Origin of the sequence: Rhizobacter sp. J219 (assembly GCF_024700055.1) — a bacterium.
Lineage (GTDB): Bacteria > Pseudomonadota > Gammaproteobacteria > Burkholderiales > Burkholderiaceae_C > Rhizobacter.
In genome coordinates, this window is the sequence record NZ_JAJOND010000001.1 from 3,171,808 (window position 1) to 3,188,956 (window position 17,149).

Annotated in this window: 16 protein-coding genes; 8 read left to right on the forward strand and 8 right to left on the reverse strand. The window is 68.6% G+C overall.

Annotated features, from left to right (window positions below):
• Window positions 1-333: 333 nt before the first annotated feature.
• The 5 genes from LRS03_RS14735 to LRS03_RS14755 form a co-directional block, all read right to left on the reverse strand.
• Window positions 334-3,120: a hypothetical protein gene (locus LRS03_RS14735; protein WP_257826316.1), complete on the reverse strand. Its 2,787-nt coding sequence runs from the start codon at window positions 3,118-3,120 to the stop codon at window positions 334-336.
• A gap of 125 nt (window positions 3,121-3,245) precedes the next feature.
• Complete coding sequence (locus LRS03_RS14740) at window positions 3,246-4,313, reverse strand: ABC transporter ATP-binding protein (RefSeq protein WP_257826317.1); 1,068 nt, start codon at window positions 4,311-4,313, stop codon at window positions 3,246-3,248.
• Between the two features lie 10 nt (window positions 4,314-4,323).
• Window positions 4,324-5,178 (reverse strand): carbohydrate ABC transporter permease, encoded by an 855-nt coding sequence (locus LRS03_RS14745; protein WP_257826318.1) that lies wholly within the window; start codon window positions 5,176-5,178, stop codon window positions 4,324-4,326.
• Window positions 5,175-6,059 carry a carbohydrate ABC transporter permease gene (locus LRS03_RS14750; protein ID WP_257826319.1) on the reverse strand — a complete coding sequence of 295 codons (885 nt, stop codon included), beginning with the start codon at window positions 6,057-6,059 and terminating at the stop codon, window positions 5,175-5,177. Before LRS03_RS14750 ends, LRS03_RS14745 begins: the two co-directional genes overlap by 4 nt.
• A gap of 93 nt (window positions 6,060-6,152) precedes the next feature.
• Window positions 6,153-7,418 (reverse strand): ABC transporter substrate-binding protein, encoded by a 1,266-nt coding sequence (locus LRS03_RS14755; RefSeq protein ID WP_257826320.1) that lies wholly within the window; start codon window positions 7,416-7,418, stop codon window positions 6,153-6,155.
• A 301-nt stretch (window positions 7,419-7,719) separates the two neighbouring features.
• Between LRS03_RS14755 and LRS03_RS14760 the strand changes: the two genes are divergently transcribed.
• The 5 genes from LRS03_RS14760 (at window position 7,720) to LRS03_RS14780 (ending at window position 11,671) form a co-directional block, all read left to right on the forward strand.
• Window positions 7,720-8,913 carry a maltoporin gene (locus LRS03_RS14760; protein ID WP_257826321.1) on the forward strand — a complete coding sequence of 398 codons (1,194 nt, stop codon included), beginning with the start codon at window positions 7,720-7,722 and terminating at the stop codon, window positions 8,911-8,913.
• 97 nt (window positions 8,914-9,010) lie between these two features.
• Window positions 9,011-9,685 (forward strand): response regulator transcription factor, encoded by a 675-nt coding sequence (locus tag LRS03_RS14765; protein ID WP_257826322.1) that lies wholly within the window; start codon window positions 9,011-9,013, stop codon window positions 9,683-9,685.
• Window positions 9,686-9,693: 8 nt separating this feature from the next.
• A complete protein-coding gene (locus LRS03_RS14770; protein ID WP_257826324.1) occupies window positions 9,694-10,152 on the forward strand; it encodes a sensor histidine kinase N-terminal domain-containing protein in 459 nt (152 codons plus the stop codon).
• Entirely contained in the window at window positions 10,034-11,209 is a 1,176-nt protein-coding gene (locus LRS03_RS14775; RefSeq protein WP_257826326.1) for a sensor histidine kinase, read from the forward strand. The genes LRS03_RS14770 and LRS03_RS14775 overlap by 119 nt, the downstream gene beginning before the upstream one ends.
• Window positions 11,210-11,317: 108 nt before the next feature.
• Window positions 11,318-11,671, forward strand: coding sequence for a TfoX/Sxy family protein (locus tag LRS03_RS14780; protein WP_257826327.1), 354 nt, complete (start codon window positions 11,318-11,320; stop codon window positions 11,669-11,671).
• 1 nt (window position 11,672) lies between these two features.
• Here LRS03_RS14780 and LRS03_RS14785 read toward each other — a convergent pair whose 3' ends face one another.
• Entirely contained in the window at window positions 11,673-11,984 is a 312-nt protein-coding gene (locus LRS03_RS14785; protein ID WP_257826329.1) for a YdhR family protein, read from the reverse strand.
• A gap of 24 nt (window positions 11,985-12,008) precedes the next feature.
• A complete protein-coding gene (locus LRS03_RS14790; protein ID WP_257826331.1) occupies window positions 12,009-12,374 on the reverse strand; it encodes a DUF2917 domain-containing protein in 366 nt (121 codons plus the stop codon).
• Window positions 12,375-12,467: 93 nt separating this feature from the next.
• Here LRS03_RS14790 and LRS03_RS14795 point away from each other — a divergent pair, with 93 nt between their 5' ends.
• Window positions 12,468-13,424: a LysR family transcriptional regulator gene (locus tag LRS03_RS14795; protein WP_257826332.1), complete on the forward strand. Its 957-nt coding sequence runs from the start codon at window positions 12,468-12,470 to the stop codon at window positions 13,422-13,424.
• A 22-nt stretch (window positions 13,425-13,446) separates the two neighbouring features.
• On the opposite strand, the gene LRS03_RS14800 is transcribed toward LRS03_RS14795, so the two are convergent.
• Window positions 13,447-14,016 carry a 5-formyltetrahydrofolate cyclo-ligase gene (locus tag LRS03_RS14800; protein WP_257826333.1) on the reverse strand — a complete coding sequence of 190 codons (570 nt, stop codon included), beginning with the start codon at window positions 14,014-14,016 and terminating at the stop codon, window positions 13,447-13,449.
• Between the two features lie 66 nt (window positions 14,017-14,082).
• On the opposite strand from LRS03_RS14800, the gene LRS03_RS14805 reads away from it, so the two are divergent.
• Together LRS03_RS14805 and LRS03_RS14810 are read left to right on the forward strand one after the other, a co-directional pair.
• Complete coding sequence (locus tag LRS03_RS14805) at window positions 14,083-16,086, forward strand: lytic transglycosylase domain-containing protein (protein ID WP_489739928.1); 2,004 nt, start codon at window positions 14,083-14,085, stop codon at window positions 16,084-16,086.
• The gene (locus LRS03_RS14810) at window positions 16,083-17,036 is read left to right on the forward strand and encodes a complex I NDUFA9 subunit family protein (RefSeq protein WP_257826335.1); all 954 of its coding nucleotides are present in this window, start codon (window positions 16,083-16,085) and stop codon (window positions 17,034-17,036) included. The genes LRS03_RS14805 and LRS03_RS14810 overlap by 4 nt, the downstream gene beginning before the upstream one ends.
• Window positions 17,037-17,149: the final 113 nt, after the last annotated feature.

A 17,149-nucleotide genomic window follows, 5' to 3' on the forward strand; every position in this document is an offset into this window, starting at 1 on the left:
CTTGGCTCCTTCACCAGGGAGGGTGGGTCGTCGCGACATTTGTTCGAGCTGCGCGGCACCGGCCCGAGCGGCCCCCGGCGATCGTGGAAGCGAATCGCGTCGCGACCGAGGCCGGTCTGCGCTTCGAGTTCGCCAACGTTCATGAACGAATCCGCTTGACGGTGGACATGGGTCCGCCAGCTCAAGGCCAGACTCGAAAGCTGCGCGCCGGGACCTCGATCGGCGCGTCCTGGCGGCGAGACTCAGAGCCCCTCCGCCAGACGAACGAAGTCAGCAACCTGCGGTGACCAGCCCCTGTTGGAGCGGCCGATTCGATGCGGCGGTGCGCAGCGCCTAGGGCATGGGGAGGCGGACGCGCCCGCGTGAGCCAGTGGAAGAGACAGCCTGTGCACCGGTTCCGCTGCCCAGGCTGCGCGCGCCCACACGCGACGACTGCGGTTGGGCGGAGGTCACGCTTGCCGGCAATCCCAGGGCGGCCACACCCCGTGGTCCCATGACGAACGCGGTGCCGTCACCCGGGGCCACGGAGACCGAGGCCGTGTGCTCGCACGTTTCTCCTTCGACGAACGCGACGGTGCAGCCGACGGCCGACGGAAGCGACAGCGTCGCCACGACGGGCGCCCCACCGGCGCCAGTCCACCCCACGCTGTTGAGGTCGATGATCCACAGCGAGGCGGCGCTTGCACGTTCTGCGGCTCCTGCACCCGTCGTCTGGTAGCCGTACACGAGACCGAAGCGCCCACCGGAGGACAAACCGTAGCCCCCTACGCGATGGGTGAAGGGCACGACGCCGGCGAGGCTGCCGAGCACGGAACCGTCCTCGGTGATCAGCATGCCGTCGCTTCGCACGAGGCGAGTACCGCTGTCGGAGACAGCGACGATGGTGACGCCGCTCGGCAACGGCGCATGGGAGGTCCAGTGGCGCTGGTCGGCACGGTAGCTAGATCTCCGGCCTTCCGGGTTCACGCCGACCACCACACTGCCATTCGCGCTGCGCAAGGTGCCCGACGGCGTCGCACCATGCGCACCGCCAAGCGCACTGCCGGGGTCGCAAGACCGCGGCGAATCCATGAGCGTTCTTGGGGCTCGTGATGAGGGCATCACGCAGACGGTGCCGACGTTGTACGGCGGCTGGCTTGGCGACACGAGGAGGCTGGCGAGCGCACGCCCATCGGCACTGATCGACAGGCCACGCATCCGGTCCGCCGCGGGGCTGAAAGTGAGCGAAGCCCCCTGCCAGTCGACGACACCACGGGTGGACTGTGGCGCAAAGGTCTGCGGGTGCAGGGCGAGCAACTGCGACGACGTGAGGGCGTACACGTGGCGCTCGTCTGGGCTTGGCGCCATGTCGACCAAGCCGGTCACATGGGCCTGTGTCAGCGAGCCCGAGCCGATCTGCCACCGGTACGCCAACCCCGGCCTGGAGAAATAGAAGGCGCCGAGACCGGGTGCGTACTGTCCTGGTCGATGCACACCGTACGGCAACGCTTGAAAAGCGGCGGCAGTGCGCAGAGGTTCCTGCACCCGAAGCTCAACCTGTGACGGCTGCAGCGCGCTGTCGACATGCACCCGCACCGGCTGCCCGGGCACTGCACCGGTCAGGTCGAGTTGGAGCACCAGCACGTCGCCGATGTAGCGGGTGTCGGCGACGAGCCGTCCGCCTGCGAGCGTCGCGCCCTCGACCCGCAGGCGATTCGAAGCGAGCGGGTCGCCGTAGAAGTTGCGGAAATTGCCCTCGATGTACACGCGCCCGCTGCTGCCCACCAAGGTTGATGGCGATGCCGTGTGCAGCATCGGAATGAGGTTCGAGACCGTGTATTGGATCGTCTGCGGCAACGTCCCCGGTCGGTCGATGGAGAGCGTGAGCGGCAGCGAGTGCGACCATTCGGGCTGCGAGATGACCGAAGGATCGAGCCTCACGCGCAAGGGATCGGCGCCCGTGACGCCACTGCCATTCACCACCTGCAGCAGCGGCGACTGCGACACCGCCGTCCAGCGTGCAGGCACACCGTCGAAGGTGAGCACGGCGTTGGACCATTCGATGTCGGCCGACGTGCTGGTGGCCGTGAGCATGCTCCCGGTCGCCCCGTCGACGTGGAATGCATCGTTGACGACGATGTTGAAACTGACGAACGCCGGCGGGCCGCCAGTGGGCCCCGCGGAGAAGCGAATGCTGGGGTAGTAGCTACCGGGAGGCACGCCGGCCGTGTTGATCGCGGCTTCGTAGTGACCGTCCGGCGTCGAACTCAGCGTGACGATCCCGCTGTCGTTGTTGTGGATCAGCGGGGCGTCCCAGACATCCGTCCAGGTCGGTCGTGTCACGACGATGCGCTGCACATCCGTGACCCCTTGCCGATACGACATGTAGCGGTGAGGGTTGGCCACCGACAGCACCTGCTCACCGGCCGCTGGTGGGGCGACGGCGTACCGGATGTCGACGCTGCGGGCGTACCGAGGGTCGCTCGGCGAGCGAAGCGTCACCGTTGAGGTGTAAACGCCCGCAGGCACCTGCTGCGTGCTGACCCGAAGCGCGGTGCCGTCGAACTGCACCGAGATCGCGCTGAGCCATGGGTTGCTCACCTGCATCTCGACGGCGCCGGCCTCCGCGGGCACCGTGACCGGCACCACAGCCGACGGTGCGGCTTCGCGCCCCTGACGGTTCAGGAGGAGTTGGGGTTGGACCGCAATGTTGGGCAGCACGCGGTATTGAATCGGCACTCGCGCAGGCCCACCTTGTGGCAAGCGGGTGCACGCCTCATCCAGGCAGGCGCGAAGCACGATTTCACCCGAGTAGTCGCCCGGCGCGAGGTCTCCCCGCAGGGTGATGCCGAGGTTCAGCATGCCGCCAGTCGAAAAATGGCCTTCGACGTCGAGAAGGATCGCGTCATCGACCGTGGCGAACAGATAGACGCCTTCGGTCGCCGCCTCACCGGTCACTGCAAGGGCCACTTCGGCCCAGAACGTCGGCGGGGTGCCCTCGACACCGCTCACCTCATAGACCGGCTCGTCAAAGGTGGCCCGGAAGGTGCCGCCGCGCTGCGCCGCCCCGGATGCGTCGTCGCCACCCCCGCCGCCACAGCCCAAGAGCGCCGCGGCGCACAACCCCACCAGCGCGCGCATGAGTCGCACCATGTCCACTCCCTCGCCTTTCCCGCCGTCGCGGCCCGTCTTGTGGGCGGCAGTTTAGCCAGCGTGCCGCGGGCGGGCGAGGCGGGAAGGCCCCGCGCCTGAGTGGATGGACGCCGTCAGCCGACGCGCCTCTCGCTCTCCGCATCGAACACATGCAGGTCCCGCGCATCCCAGGCCACATTGACGGCGTCGCCCACACGATGGGTGACCCGGCCGCCGGTGCGCAGCACCAGCTGGCCGATCGCCGTGTCGACGAAGGCGTAGGTGTCGGGGCCGGTCGGCTCCAGCAGCGTCAGGCGTCCGGAGAGGCCGGACTCGCCGAGGCGCACGCACTCCGGCCGCACACCGAGCACGCAGCCGCTCTTCGGCGCTGCCGCGCGCAAGGCCTGCTGCTGCTCGGCCGCGAGCGTGATCGTCTGACCGTTCACGCTCAACGCTTCGCCCATCACCTCGGCCTTCACCATGTTCATCGCCGGCGAGCCGATGAACTCGGCGACGAACTTCGTCGCGGGGCGGCTGTAGATGTCGTCGGGCGTGCCGAACTGCTGGACCATGCCGTCCTTCATCACCGCGATGCGGTCGCCGAGCGTCATGGCTTCCACCTGGTCGTGCGTCACGTAGACCGTGGTGGTGCGTGTTCGCTGGTGCAGGAGCTTGATCTCGGCGCGCATCTCCACGCGCAGCTTGGCGTCAAGGTTCGACAAGGGCTCGTCGAAGAGGAAGAGCTTGGGATTGCGCGCGAGCGCCCGGCCCATCGCCACCCGCTGGCGCTGACCGCCGGAGAGCTGCGCGGGCTTGCGGTCGAGCAGGTGCTCGATCTGCAGCATCTTGGCAACGCGGGCCACGGCCGCTTCGCGCTCGGCCTTGGCAACCTTACGCATCTCGAGCGCGAAGCTGATGTTCTGCGCCACGTTCATGTTCGGGTAGAGCGCGTAGCTCTGGAACACCATCGCGATGTCGCGGTCGCGCGGCAACTGGTGCGTGACGTCGCGCTCCCCGATCTGGATGTGGCCGGAGGTGCTGGTGTCGAGCCCCGCGATGATCGACAAGAGCGTCGATTTGCCGCAGCCCGAAGGGCCGACGAGGATGAGGAATTCGCCCTCGTCGATTTCGAGGTCGATGCCCTTGAGGATGTCGACCGGCCCGTAGCTCTTGCGGACCTGGCGGATGGAAAGTGCGCCCATATCGTTCTGCTTAACCTTTGACTGCGCCGGCGGTCAGCCCACGCACGAAGTACTTGCCTGCCAACACGTAGATCAGCAGCGTCGGCAGCGCGGCGATCATGGCGGCGGCCATGTCGACGTTGTATTCCTTGACGCTGCTGCTGGTGTTGGCCATGTTGTTGAGGCCCACCGTCACCGGCTTGGCGTCACCCGCGGAGAACACCACGCCGAAGAGGAAGTCGTTCCAGATGGCGGTGAACTGCCAGATGAGCGTGACGACGAGGATGGGCGTCGACAGCGGCAGCACGATGCGCCAGAAGATGCGCCAGAAGCCGGCGCCGTCGAGCATCGCCGCACGGATCAGCTCGTCGGGCAGGCCCACGTAGTAGTTGCGGAAGAAGAGCGTGGTCGTGGCCAGTCCGACCAGCACATGCACGATCACCAGCCCCCAGATCGAGTCGGCCAGGTTGAACCAGCCGAGCACCTGCGACATCGGCAAGAGCACCACCTGCAGCGGCATGAAGGCACCGAAGAGCATCAGGCCGAACATCAGCTCGCTGCCCTTGAAGCGCCACTTGGCGAACACATAGCCGTTGATGGCGCCGAGCGCGGTGGAGATCAGCACCGCCGGGATCACCATCAGCAGCGAATTGACGAAGAAGGGCTTGAGCCCGCCGCAGTCGGTGCCGGTGCAGGCCTCGGACCAGGCTTTGCGCCAGGCGCCGAAGTCCAGGCCGTGGGGCAGGTCGAGCAGGCTGCCATCGCGCACCTGGGCCATGTCCTTGAGCGAGGTCGACACCATCACGTACAGCGGCACAAGGAAGAAGACCGCGAACAGCAGCAGCACCGACCAGATGGCGAGGCGGTGGAAGTGGCGGGAGTTCATCGGCGCGCTCCCCGCAATTCAGAGTACAGATAAGGCACGACGATCGCCGCCACCGTGCACAGCATGATGGTGGCCGACGCGGCGCCCAGGCCGATCTGGCCGCGCGAGAAGCTCATCGCATACATGAAGGTCGCGGGCATGTCGGTTGCGAAGCCGGGGCCGCCGGCGGTGAGCGCCATCACGAGGTCGAAGCTCTTGATGGAGATGTGCGCGAGCACCAGCAGCGTGCTGAAGAAGACCGGCCGCAGGCTCGGGATGACGATGCGCCAGTAGATGCGCGGCAGCGTGGCGCCGTCGATCTGCGCGGCCTTGAGGATGGCGTCGTCGATGCCGCGCAGGCCGGCGAGAAAGAGCGCCATCACGAAGCCCGCGCTCTGCCACACGCCGGCGATGACGACGGTGTAGATGGCCCTGTCGGGGTTGACCAGCCAATCGAAGCTGAAGCTCTCGAAGCCCCAGCCGCGCACCAGGTGCTCAAGGCCGAGGCCGGGGTTCAGGATCCACTTCCAGGCGGTGCCGGTGACGATGAAGCTCAAGGCCATCGGGTAGAGGTAGATGGTGCGCAACGCCCCTTCGGCGCGGATCTTCTGGTCGAGCAGGATGGCCAGAAAGAGGCCCAGCGCCAGGCCCACGCCGATGAACAGGAAGCTGAAGATGCCGAGGTTGACGAGCGCCACGTGCCAGCGTTCGCTCTCGAAGAGCGCCACGTACTGCGCCAGCCCGACGAACTCGTAGTTGGGCAAGAGGCGCGAGGCCGAGAACGACAGCACGCCGTTCCAGGCGATCAGGCCGTAGATGAAGGCGAACGACAACGCGAAGCCGGGCGCGACCGCAAGGCGCGGCATCCAGCGGGCGAGGCGTGTGGCAAAGGCGGAACTCATGGGGTGACCGGCTGCAGGAGAAAAACGCGGGCCGCGCGGTGACGCGGCCCGCCAAGAAACAAGCTTCTGACTTGCTCCTCTCTTCGCTCTAACTCATTTCGTCTTGGCAGCGGCCACCAGGCGGTCCATCGCCTGCTCAGGCGTCATGGTGTCGGTGTTCCAGAACTGCGAGACCACGTCCTTGATCGCCCCTTCGGCGGCCGACGAGACGGCCATGCCGTGCGCGATCGACGGCACCAGCGTGTTGCCCTTGGCAGTTGCCACGAAGTCCTTGCTCGACAGCTTGGCGCAGTCGTCGAACTTGGCCATGTCCATGTTCAGGCGCGCGGGGATGGAGCCCTTGTTCAGGTTGAAGGTCTCCTGGAACTCGGGCGACATGATCGCGGCGGCCATGTCCTTCTGCGCCTGCAGGTTGGCAGTGTTCTTGATCTTGAACATCGCAAAGCTGTCGATGTTGAAGGTGAACGCGTTGGCTGTGCCAGGGGCGGCGGCGCAGAGGAAGTCCTTTCCCGGCGCCTTGCCGGCGGCGATGAACTCGCCCTTGGCCCAGTCGCCCATCAGCTGCATGCCGGCCTCGCCGCGGATCACCATCGCGGTGGCCAGGTTCCAGTCGCGGCCGGGGGCGTTCTTGTCGGTGTAGCCCTTGACCTTCTTGAAGGTGGTGAGCACCTTGAGCATGGTCGGGCCCTTGATCGTGGCGGCGTCGAGCTGCACCAGCGCCTTGCGGTAGAAGTCAGCGCCACCGACGCCGAGTGCGACCGACTCGAAGGTGGTGAAGTCCTGCCAGTTCTGGCCGCCGTGGGCCACGGCGATGAGGCCGGCCTTCTTGAGTGCTTCGGCGGTGACGAAGAACTCGTCCCAGTTGGTCGGCATCTTCGCGTTGGCCTTCTTCAGCGCCTCGGGGTTGGCCCACAGCCAGTTGACGCGGTGCACGTTGACCGGCACGGCGACGTAGTGGCCCTTGTGCTTCATCACGTCGGAGACGACCTTCGGGAGCAGCGCGTCCCAGTTGTTGGCCTTGGCCACGTCGTCGAGGTTGGCGAGCACGCCTTCGTTGCCCCATTCCTGGATGGACGGGCCCTTGATCTGCGCCGCGGCCGGGGCGTTGCCCGAGACCACGCGCGACTTGAGCACCGTCATCGCGGAGTCACCCCCGCCGCCGGCGACCGCGAAGTCCTTCCAGCTGTGGCCCTTGCCTTGGAGCGTGGCTTTCAGCGCCGAGGCGGCCTTGGCTTCGCCGCCGGACGTCCAGTAGTGCAGCACTTCCACCTCGCCGGCACGCGCCGCGAGGGAAGCACAGAAGAGGGTCGCCGCGGCGGCAATGTGCAGCGCGCGTGTCGTGGTGCGGGTGGGGGTCATTCGCAAGTCTCCGTCGTGTGTTGTGTCGGGGGAGATCGGGTCGGGGCTGCAGCACTCGAGGGGCGATCGGGGCCGAACATTAACGTTTAATTAACTCGCCTGACCTCGGATTTACCCTTGGTTCCCCTCCGCTTCATAGGAAACCGGGGCCAAAGAGCAGTGTGCGTTTCGGGCAACTCATGGTTAACACCGAATTAATCTTGTTAATGTTTCTGAAAACAATGCGCGCCGGAGCCAGGGCCCGCCAGCCCACACCGAATGGCTTCGCTCTTTTCCCGACAACCACCTGGAGACATTCCACATGACAGCCTTTCGCACCCTCGCGCCCACCAGCCTGGCGCTGGCCGCGGCACTCGCCGCCGGCTCGGCCCACGCGGTCGACTTCGGCGCCTACTTCCGTGCCGGCCCCGGCGCCACCAAGAAAGACGCATCGCGCGCCTGCTACGGCCTGAGCGGCCCCGGCCTCAAGTACCGCCTCGGCAACGAGTGCGACTTCTACGGCGAATTCCTGCTGAGCCACACCGGCAAGGTGGACGAGGTGGAATACAAGGCCCACCTGATGACCAACCTCTACAACGGTGGCACCGACACCGGCGACGAGAAGGTCGGCATCAACCAGATGTACGTGGAAGGCAAGGGCTTCGACATCGCGCCCAACACCAGCTTCTGGATCGGCAAGCGCTTCTACCACCGTGCCGACGTGCACATCGTCGACACCTTCTATACCAACCTGTCGGGCGTGGGCGCGGGTGCCGATGGGCTCGTCGACGTCGCCGGCGGCAAGCTGAACCTCGCCTTCTTCCGCACCGACAACGCCAACCGCCCCGGCTCGCGCCTGAACCTGTCGCTGGCCAGCATGGACGTGAACCCGGGCGGCAAGCTGACGGCCGTCGGCACCTACACCAAAGGCCAGTTCAGCGCCACGCCGTCCGAAGCCGCGGGCACCAATGGCTTCGGCCTGAGCCTGCAGCACACGCAGGCCGTCGGCGCCAACGTCACCAACAACCTGTGGCTGCAGTACGCGCAAGGTTCGGCCGGCCTCGACGGCAACTTCGGCGACCTGAACGCTCCGTCGGCGGCGCGCGGCATGCGCGTCGTGGAAAGCGTCAACTGGCAGATGGGCCCCTTCGGCGGCCAGGCGCAGGCGATGTTCCAGCAGGACAAGGCCGAAGGCGGCGCGAAGACGAACTCGGCCACGCTCGGCGGCCGTGTCTCGTATGCCGTCAGCAAGCACCTCAAGCTGCTGGCCGAGGCGGGCTACTCGCAGAAGAAGCCTGACGGCTCGGCCACTCAGAAGCTGAGCAAGCTGACCGTCGGCCCGGCGCTGTCGGCCGGCCCCGGCTTCTTCACCCGCCCCGAGCTGCGTCTGTACGTGACCTCGGCCAAGTGGAACGACGCTGCCAACGCCGCCGCCGGCGCCGGTGGCGTGACCGGCATCGGCGACGGGAAGACGAGTGGCACCAGCTACGGCGCGCAAGTCGAAGTCTGGTTCTGAGCTGAAGCCCACGGCTCGGCAGTCGCCTCGGGGCAAACACTCCGAGGCGGCAGCAGGGGCTGTCATACCATCGCGGGCGCTTGAACACGCCCCGCCGATGAAGCTCCTGCTTGCCGAAGACGACACCATCCTCGCGGATGCACTCACTGCCAATCTCAAGGGCTGCGGTTTCGAGGTCGAGGTGGCCGAGAACGGCGCCGTCGCCGAGTACCTGCTGCTCAAGCACGACTTCGACCTCGGCGTGCTCGACCTCGGCCTGCCGCTGGTCGACGGGCTCACCGTGCTGAAGAAGGTGCGCGCCGCCAAGCCGGCGCTGCCGATGATGGTGCTCACCGCCTGGGATGGCATGGAGCAGCGTGTGGCCGGGCTCAACGCCGGGGCCGACGACTACCTCACCAAGCCCTTCGACTTCCCCGAGCTGGAAGCGCGCATCCGCGCGCTGCTGCGCCGTGCGCACGGCGCCACGACGGCCGCCGCGCCCCAGCAGGCGGGCCTGCTGCGCTTCGACCGCGAAGCCCGCCGCGTCAGCATCGACAAGACACCGGTCGACCTGTCGCCGCGCGAATGGACGCTGCTCGACCTGCTGCTCACGCAGCGCGACAAGGTCGTCACCAAGGAGCAGATCGTGCAAGGCTGGACCGGCGACACCAGCGAGCAGACGCCCGGCGCCATCGAGGTCTACATCCACCGGCTGCGGCGCAAGCTCGAAGGCTCGAAGGTGTCGATCCGCACGGTGCGGGGCCTGGGCTACCTGCTCGAAGCCGAAAGCTGAGGCCCCGCGTGGCACGCTGGAAAGCCTGGCTCACCCCGGGCACCCGTTCGCTGCACCGCCACCTGCTGCTGTGGCTGCTGCTGCCGCAGCTGGTGCTGTGGATGGCCGCGGCCATCTTCACCTACAAGCTCGCCGAGCGTTATGCCAACCAGGCGATCGACGCAAGCCTGTCCACCGCCTCGCGGGCGCTCGCGCGGCAGGTCAAGCCGAGCGGCAGCGGCCTGTACATCGACTTCCCGCGTGCCGCGCAAGACGTGATCGAGGCCGACCCCGACGACCGGCTCTACTACAAGGTGAGCTTCGCCACCGGGCGAGTTCATCCTCGGCAACAGCCAGATGCCGGCGCCGGTGGGCATCCCCAACCCGCAGCTCAACCAGCCCTACCTCTACGACGGCACGCTGCACGACCGCCACAACGACAAGCCGGGCGAGAGGGTCGGCACCCCCAGCACCGAGGCAGGCCGTGACATCAACGTGCGCGTGGCCGCGCTCTACCTCGCGTACGGCGAGCCCGGCAAGCCGCAGACGCTGCTGGTGCAGGTGGCCAAGAGCCGCACCAGCCGCGAAGAGCTGGCGCGGCAGATCCTGATCGACACCGCCCTGCCCTTGTCGCTGCTGATCGTGCTGATGTCGGTGATCGTGTGGGGCGGCATCCGCGGCGGCCTCGCGCCGCTCGCGCGGCTGCGCAGCCTGGTGGAGGCCCGCGCGATCAACGACCTCGCGCCGATCAAACTCGAAGCGGCACCCGAGGAAGTGAAGAGCCTGGCGCTTGCGCTCAACACGCTGCTGGCCGAGGTGCGCGAGAGCGTGCACGCGCAGAACCGCTTCATCAGCGACGCCGCCCACCAGCTGCGCACGCCGCTCGCCGGCCTCAAGAGCCAGACCGAGCTGGCGCTCGCCAGCACGACGGTGGCCACCGACCCCGAGCTGCGCGCCCGGCTCAAGCTCGTGCACGAGAGCGCCACGCGCAGTGCGCACCTGGTGAGCCAGCTGCTCGCCCTCGCGCGCGCCGAGCCGGAAGCGGCCGCGGCGCAGTCGCGCACCCGCTTCGACCTGCGGCGCCTGGCGCGCGAGGTGGCGGCCGAACAGGTGCCGCGTGCGCTCGCCGCCGGCATCGACCTCGGCACCGACGAGGGTGAAACCGGCGATGCGCCGCTGCCGGTGACGGGCAACGCGATGCTGATCCGCGAGGCGCTGGTCAACATCGTCGACAACGCGATCCGCTATGCCGGGCGCGGCGCAAACGTCACCGTGAGCGCGCATGCCGAGGGCCACGACGCGGTGCTGACCGTCGAAGACACCGGCCCCGGCGTGCCCGAGAGCGAACACGAGCGCATCTTCCAGCGCTTCGTGCGCGCCACGCACGAGGGCAACGGCTGCGGGCTGGGCCTGGCGATCGTGAAAGAGATCGTCGAGCGCAGCCACGGGCAGGTCGCCTTGCAGTCGGTGCAGCCGCATGGGCTGCGGGTGGTGGTGCGGTTTCCCTTGTCCACCGGCGTGGCAGGAGCTGGCAAGGGCGGCTGACGCGCCGCGGCGCTTTGGGCACACTGCGGCCCATGGCTTCGTCCAACGAGTTTGCGGCGCACTGCGTGGAAGCTCCTGAGCTCGCTCGGGGTCGCCCGATCGCGCCGCATGTTCGGCGGGCACGGCTTCTACATCGACGACCTCTTCGTCGCGGTGGCGGGTGACGAGCAGCTCTACCTGAAGGTCAACGACGACACACGCCCTCGCTTCGAAGCCGCCGGTTGCGGGCCTTTCGTGTTTGAGGCCAAGGACGGGCAGAAATTTGTGCTCGGTTTCTGGAGCGCCCCCGACGAAGCGCTCGAATCGCCGATGCTGATGCAGCCCTGGGCGCGCCTGGCGATGCAGGCGGCGCTGCAGGCCCGCAACGCGAAGAAGCCCTCCCCACGGCCGGCGAAGGCCGCGGCGAAGAAGGCTGCGGCGCGCAAGCCGGGAGCCCCCGCCGCGCGCAAGAAGCCGGCCTGAGTCAGTCGGAGAGGATTTCGTGCGTCACGTTGTCGACCACGACCGGGCTGTCGAAGTAGGTGACCGAAGCGTCGGTGCCGTACTTCTCGCGCACGAAGGCCCGCCAGGCGTCGGTGTACATCGCCTCGGCGTCGGCGCGCGTCTTCCAGAGGTAGATGCCGCCGACGGTGCGCCCGTCGTCCGCAAAGACATAGGCCTTGCGGAAGAGGCCGGGCACGCCCTGGTACTTGGGCGCGGTGCTCAGGAAGATGCTCTTCGCCTCCTCGCGCGTGATCGGCCGCGGCAGCTGGAAGGTCGTGAGGGTGGTGATCATGGTGCGGCGCCTGCGGATGCAGACTCAACCGAGGGCGGGCGACCCGAGCAGGACGCGGCGCCGTGCGGAAGACGGCCGCGCCACCGCAGCAAGCCGCCGCGCGAAGCTCGGGCAGGCCCGCGGCGGCACCAGCAGCTGGAAACCCGTCTCGCCCCAACCCTCGACCACCCACTCGCTGCCCGATTCGAGCGCGAGCGTGTCGCCGGCCGTGAGCCACAGGTCCTCGGCCGGCTCGTCGGCCGAGCCCTCGCGGGTGAGCCACAGGCGACCGCGGGTCACGCGCAGCTCGCGGGCCCCCGGGCCGATGTCCAGACGCAGGGCCTGGCCTTCGGGCAGGGCCCAGTCGGCGGAACCGGACTGTTGCGAAATTGTCATCGTTGCCTGGGTCATGATGTGCCTCCGTGGGATGCGATGGCTGGAGAATAGGCCCCTCCGGCACCCCGGTCCAATGAAATGGGCACAAGCCATTGATGCGATCTGATCATGAATAACCCACGCCGCCGCCCACTCGCCGTGGGCCCCATCCGCACCTTCGAGGCCGTGGCCCGGCACCTCAGCTTCCGCGCTGCGGCCGACGAACTGAGCCTCACCCAGTCGGCGGTCAGCCGGCAGATCCAGTCGCTGGAAGAAGACCTGGGCGCCTCGCTGCTCACCCGCGGCACGCGCAAGGTCGAACTGACCAGCGACGGGGCCGCCTTCCTGCGTGCGCTGGCGCCCAGCCTCACCCGCATCGACACCGCCGTGCAGCAGATCCGCCAGGCCCAAGGCCGCCGCGTGGTGAGCGTGAACACCTTCGCGTCGTTTGCTTCGATGTGGCTGATCCCGCCGATGGAGGCCTTCCAGCGCGAGCACCCGGAGATCGACATCCGCGTGCAGGCCACCGACACCCTGGCCAGCCCGCAAGACCCCGAGTTCGACCTCATCCTGCGCTACACCGGCCGCAACAACGCGCCCCCCGAGGCACAGCGCCTCTTCGGCGAGGTCATCACGCCGGTGATCAGCCCGTGGCTCGCCGAGCAGATCCGCCAGGGCGCCTCGCCGCCGCTCGCCAGGCCCGAAGACCTGGCGCAGTACACCGTGACCGAGGAAGACGACCACCGGCCGAGCGCCGAATTCCTGAGCTGGCGCTACTGGCTGGCGCAGCGCGGTGCGCCCAAGGTGCAGCCGCGGCGCTGGCTCTACCTCAACTACACCTACCAGCAGGTGCAGGCGGCGATGGCCGGCCAGGGGGTCGCGCTGGCGCGGCTGCCGCTGGTGTCCGAGCAGCTGCAGCGCGGCGATCTCGTCGAGCCTTTCGGCCCCGAAGGACGGGTGGCCACGCCGCAGACCTACTGGCTCATCACCACGCCGCAGGCAAGGGCGCGCAAGGAGGTGGAGGAGTTCTGCTGCTGGGTGGAGGCGCGGGCGGCGCAGACGCGGGCCGCGCTGGGGGAACGTTAGCAAGCCGCGGGCGAGCCGCCCCTCAGACCACGCCCCGCTCGGTGACGATCAGCGTGAGCGGCTGGTCGTGCGGCTCGGGCGTGAACTGCGACTCGTCGATCTGCGACACCGACCAGGCCACGCCCACCGCCGTGACATGCGGATGGGCGGCCAGCCAGCGGTCGAAATAACCGCCGCCGTAGCCGAGGCGGTAGCCACTGGCGGTGAATCCCACGCAGGGCACCAGCACCACGTCGGGCACGACCGGGTCGCCGTCGCTCGTGGCGATGCCGCACTCGTCTGTCAGGTGGGGCGCCTGCCCATCCCACCGCCGGTAGTGCATCTGCCGTGCGGCGCGCTGTGCGAAAGGCAACGCCAGCGGGAAGGTGGTGTCGCCGTTGTCGTCGATCCAGAGGGCTGCTGCGTTAAATTCCGATCGCATCGCCCAGTACAGCCCCAGGCACTCGGGCTCCAGGCGGTCGGTGACCTGCCTCAATTCCCGCGCGATGGCCTCGACGGCCGCTGAAACTTCTGCCGATGCGACGAATCGTTCACGGGCAGCCAGCAGTTGCGCGCGCAGCGCGGGGCGGGTGAGGCGGGGTGATTCAGACACGATGAAGGGCGACGAGACGTGGTGTTGAGAGCAGTATTGGAACCCGGCTTGCGGGCCACGCGGCTGATGGTCGCGGGCCTCGGCCTGGCCATCATGGGCCCGGCCGGCCCGGCGTTTGCACAGACCGGCAACGACGCCATCGTCGCCGCACGCGACGCCTTCGGCAAACGCGACACCGCCCGGCTCGCCCAGATGCGCAGCGCCGCGATGATGGAGCGCCACCCGCTGGCCATGTGGACCGACTACTGGCAGCTCAACAGCCGCCTCTACGCCGCCTCGCTCGATGAGGTGGAGTCGTTCTACCGCCGCTGGAACGGCAGCTACGTCGAAGACCGCCTGCGCAACGACTGGCTGCTCGAACTCGGCCGCCGTCGCGAATGGAAAGCACTCGCCGCCGACTACCCGCGCTTTCGCATGAACGACGACCGCGAGGTCATCTGCTACGCGCTGCTGGCCGACCACTTCGACGGCAAGGACGTGCGCCAGGCCGGCCGTGCCGCCTGGTTCGCGCAGCGCGAGGGCGACGACGGCTGCAACCTGCTCGCCAGCACGCTCTACGACGCCAAGCAGCTGAAAGACGACGAGGTGTGGCGCCGTGCCCGCCTGGCCGTCGACGCCAACAAGCCGCGCGCCGCACGCCAGGCCGCCGCGCTCATCAGCCCCAAGGCGGGTGACGACGCCGGCACGCTGCTCGACAAGCCCGAGCGCTACCTCCAGGCCTTAAGCCCGCGCAGCCGCACCGAACGCGAGCTCGCCACGCTCGCGCTGATGCGCTGGTCGGCGAGCGACCCCGATGCCGCTGCCGCCGGGCTGCGCGGCAAATGGGAGGCGCTGCTGCCGCCCGAGCTCGGCGCCTGGGCCTGGGCCGCCGTCGCCAAGCAGGCCGCGATCAAGCTGCTGCCCGATGCCTCCGAGCACTACCAGCGCGCCGCACTGCTCGCCGGCAAGGCCTCGGTCGACATCGACTGGGCCGACGAGACGCTCGCCTGGAAAGCCCGCGCCGCGCTGCGCGCCAACGGCGGCAAGCCCCGCTGGCAGCAGGTGGTGCAGGCCGTCAACGCGATGGCGCCAAGCGAGCAGCGCGAGCCGGTCTGGGTCTACTGGAAGGCACGGGCGCTGCAGGCCATCGCCAAGGATTCGAGCAACCCTCAGGCGATGAACGAACAATCTCAGGAGATGCTCGCCACCATCGCCGGCCAGCTGAGCTTCTACGGCGCACTCGCCGCCGAAGAGCTGGGCCGGCCGATCACGCTGCCAGAGCCGCCCGCCCCGCTGACCGACGCCGAACGCCAGGCCGCTTCGCGCGAGCCCGGCCTGCAGCGTGCGCTGCAGCTGATCGCCATCGGCCTGCGCCAAGAAGGTGTGCGCGAGTGGAACTTCACCCTGCGCGGCATGGACGACCGCGCCCTGCTCGCCGCCGCCCAGCTCGCCTGCGACCGCGAGGTGTGGGACCGCTGCATCAACACCAGCGACCGCACGCGCGGCGAGATCCACCTCGCGCAGCGCTTCCCCACGCCCTTCCGCCGCGAGGTGCAGACCCGCGCGAAAGAGATCGGCCTCGACCCGGCCTACGTGTACGGCCTCATCCGCCAGGAGTCGCGCTTCATCATGGACGCCCGCTCCCACGTGGGCGCCTCGGGCCTGATGCAGATCATGCCGGCCACCGCCCGCTGGACGGCGAAGAAGATCGGCCTGCCCTTCACGCAGGACATGATCTCCGACCGCGACACCAACCTGAAGCTCGGCACCCAGTACCTGCGCATGGTGCTCGAAGACTTCGAGGGCTCGGAGCTGCTCGCCGCCGCCGCCTACAACGCCGGCCCCAGCCGCCCACGCCGCTGGCGCGAAGGCCCGGTGCTCGAAGCCGCCATCTGGGCCGAGAACGTGCCCTTCAACGAAACCCGCGACTACGTGAAGAAGGTGCTCTCCAACGCCATCTTCTATTCGGCCCTGCTCAACGCACCCGCCAGTGCCGCGCCCGGCCAGGCCCCCTCGCTCAAGGCGCGCCTCGGCCGCATGATCGGCCCGCGCCTCGCCTCGGCCCCGATCACCAACGGAGAGTTGCCGTGAAGCCCGTGCTCGTGCTGGGCGGCAGCGGCTTCGTCGGCCGCACCCTGTGCGAGCAGCTCATCGCGGATGGCGACGGTGCCGCACGCATCACGGTGCCGAGCCGCCGGCCGGCGCGGGCCAAGTCGCTGTCGATGCTGCCCGGCCTCGAACTGCTGCCGGCCAAGACCTACGACGAACCCGCACTCGTGCGGCTGCTGCGCGGCAAGCATGCAGTGGTCAACCTGATCGCCAGCTTGCACGGCAGCGAGGCCGCCTTCCGCGAAGTGCACGTGGAACTGCCGCGCCGGCTCGCACGCGCCTGCGCGATTGCCGGCGTGCGGCGGGTGGTGCATGTGAGTTCGCTGGGCGCCGCACCCGATGCGCCCTCCCGCTACCAGCGCAGCAAGGCCGAAGGCGAGGCCGTGCTGCGCGCCGCGAGACTCGACCTCACGGTGCTGCGCCCGTCGGTGATCTTCGGGGCGCAAGACCAATTCCTCAACCTCTTCGCGCGCCTGCAGGCGCTCTTGCCGGTGATGCCGCTCGCGTGTGCCGACGCACGGTTCCAGCCGGTGTGGGTGAACGACGTGGCGCAGGCCATCGTGCGTGCGCTGAACTCGCCCCAAACGATTGGCGCCAGCTACGAAGCGGTCGGGCCGAAGACCTACACCTTGAAGGAGCTGGTGCAGTACGCCGGGGCCTGGTCGGGCCACCGGCGGCCGGTGCTGCCGCTGCCGGCCTTGCTCGGGCGGCTCCAGGCGGGGCTGCTGGAGCTGTTGCCGGGCGAACCCATGATGTCGCGCGACAACCTCGACTCGATGGCCGTGCCCAACGTGGCCACCGGCCAGCTGCCGGGGCTCGATGCACTGGGCATCCGCCCGACGGCGCTGGAAGCGGTGATGCCCGAGGTGCTGTCGCGCCGCGGCAACCCGGCGCGCCTCGACGGCTGGCGGCGCGAGGCCCGGCGCGGCTGAATCGCCCCGCCGCCGATGACGCGGTGGCATCACCGCCATGCGGGGTTGTCATCGACGGGCCCGGGCGGCTGCCCTAGCATGGCAGGCCCCTTCGACCGGACCCAAGGACTCTC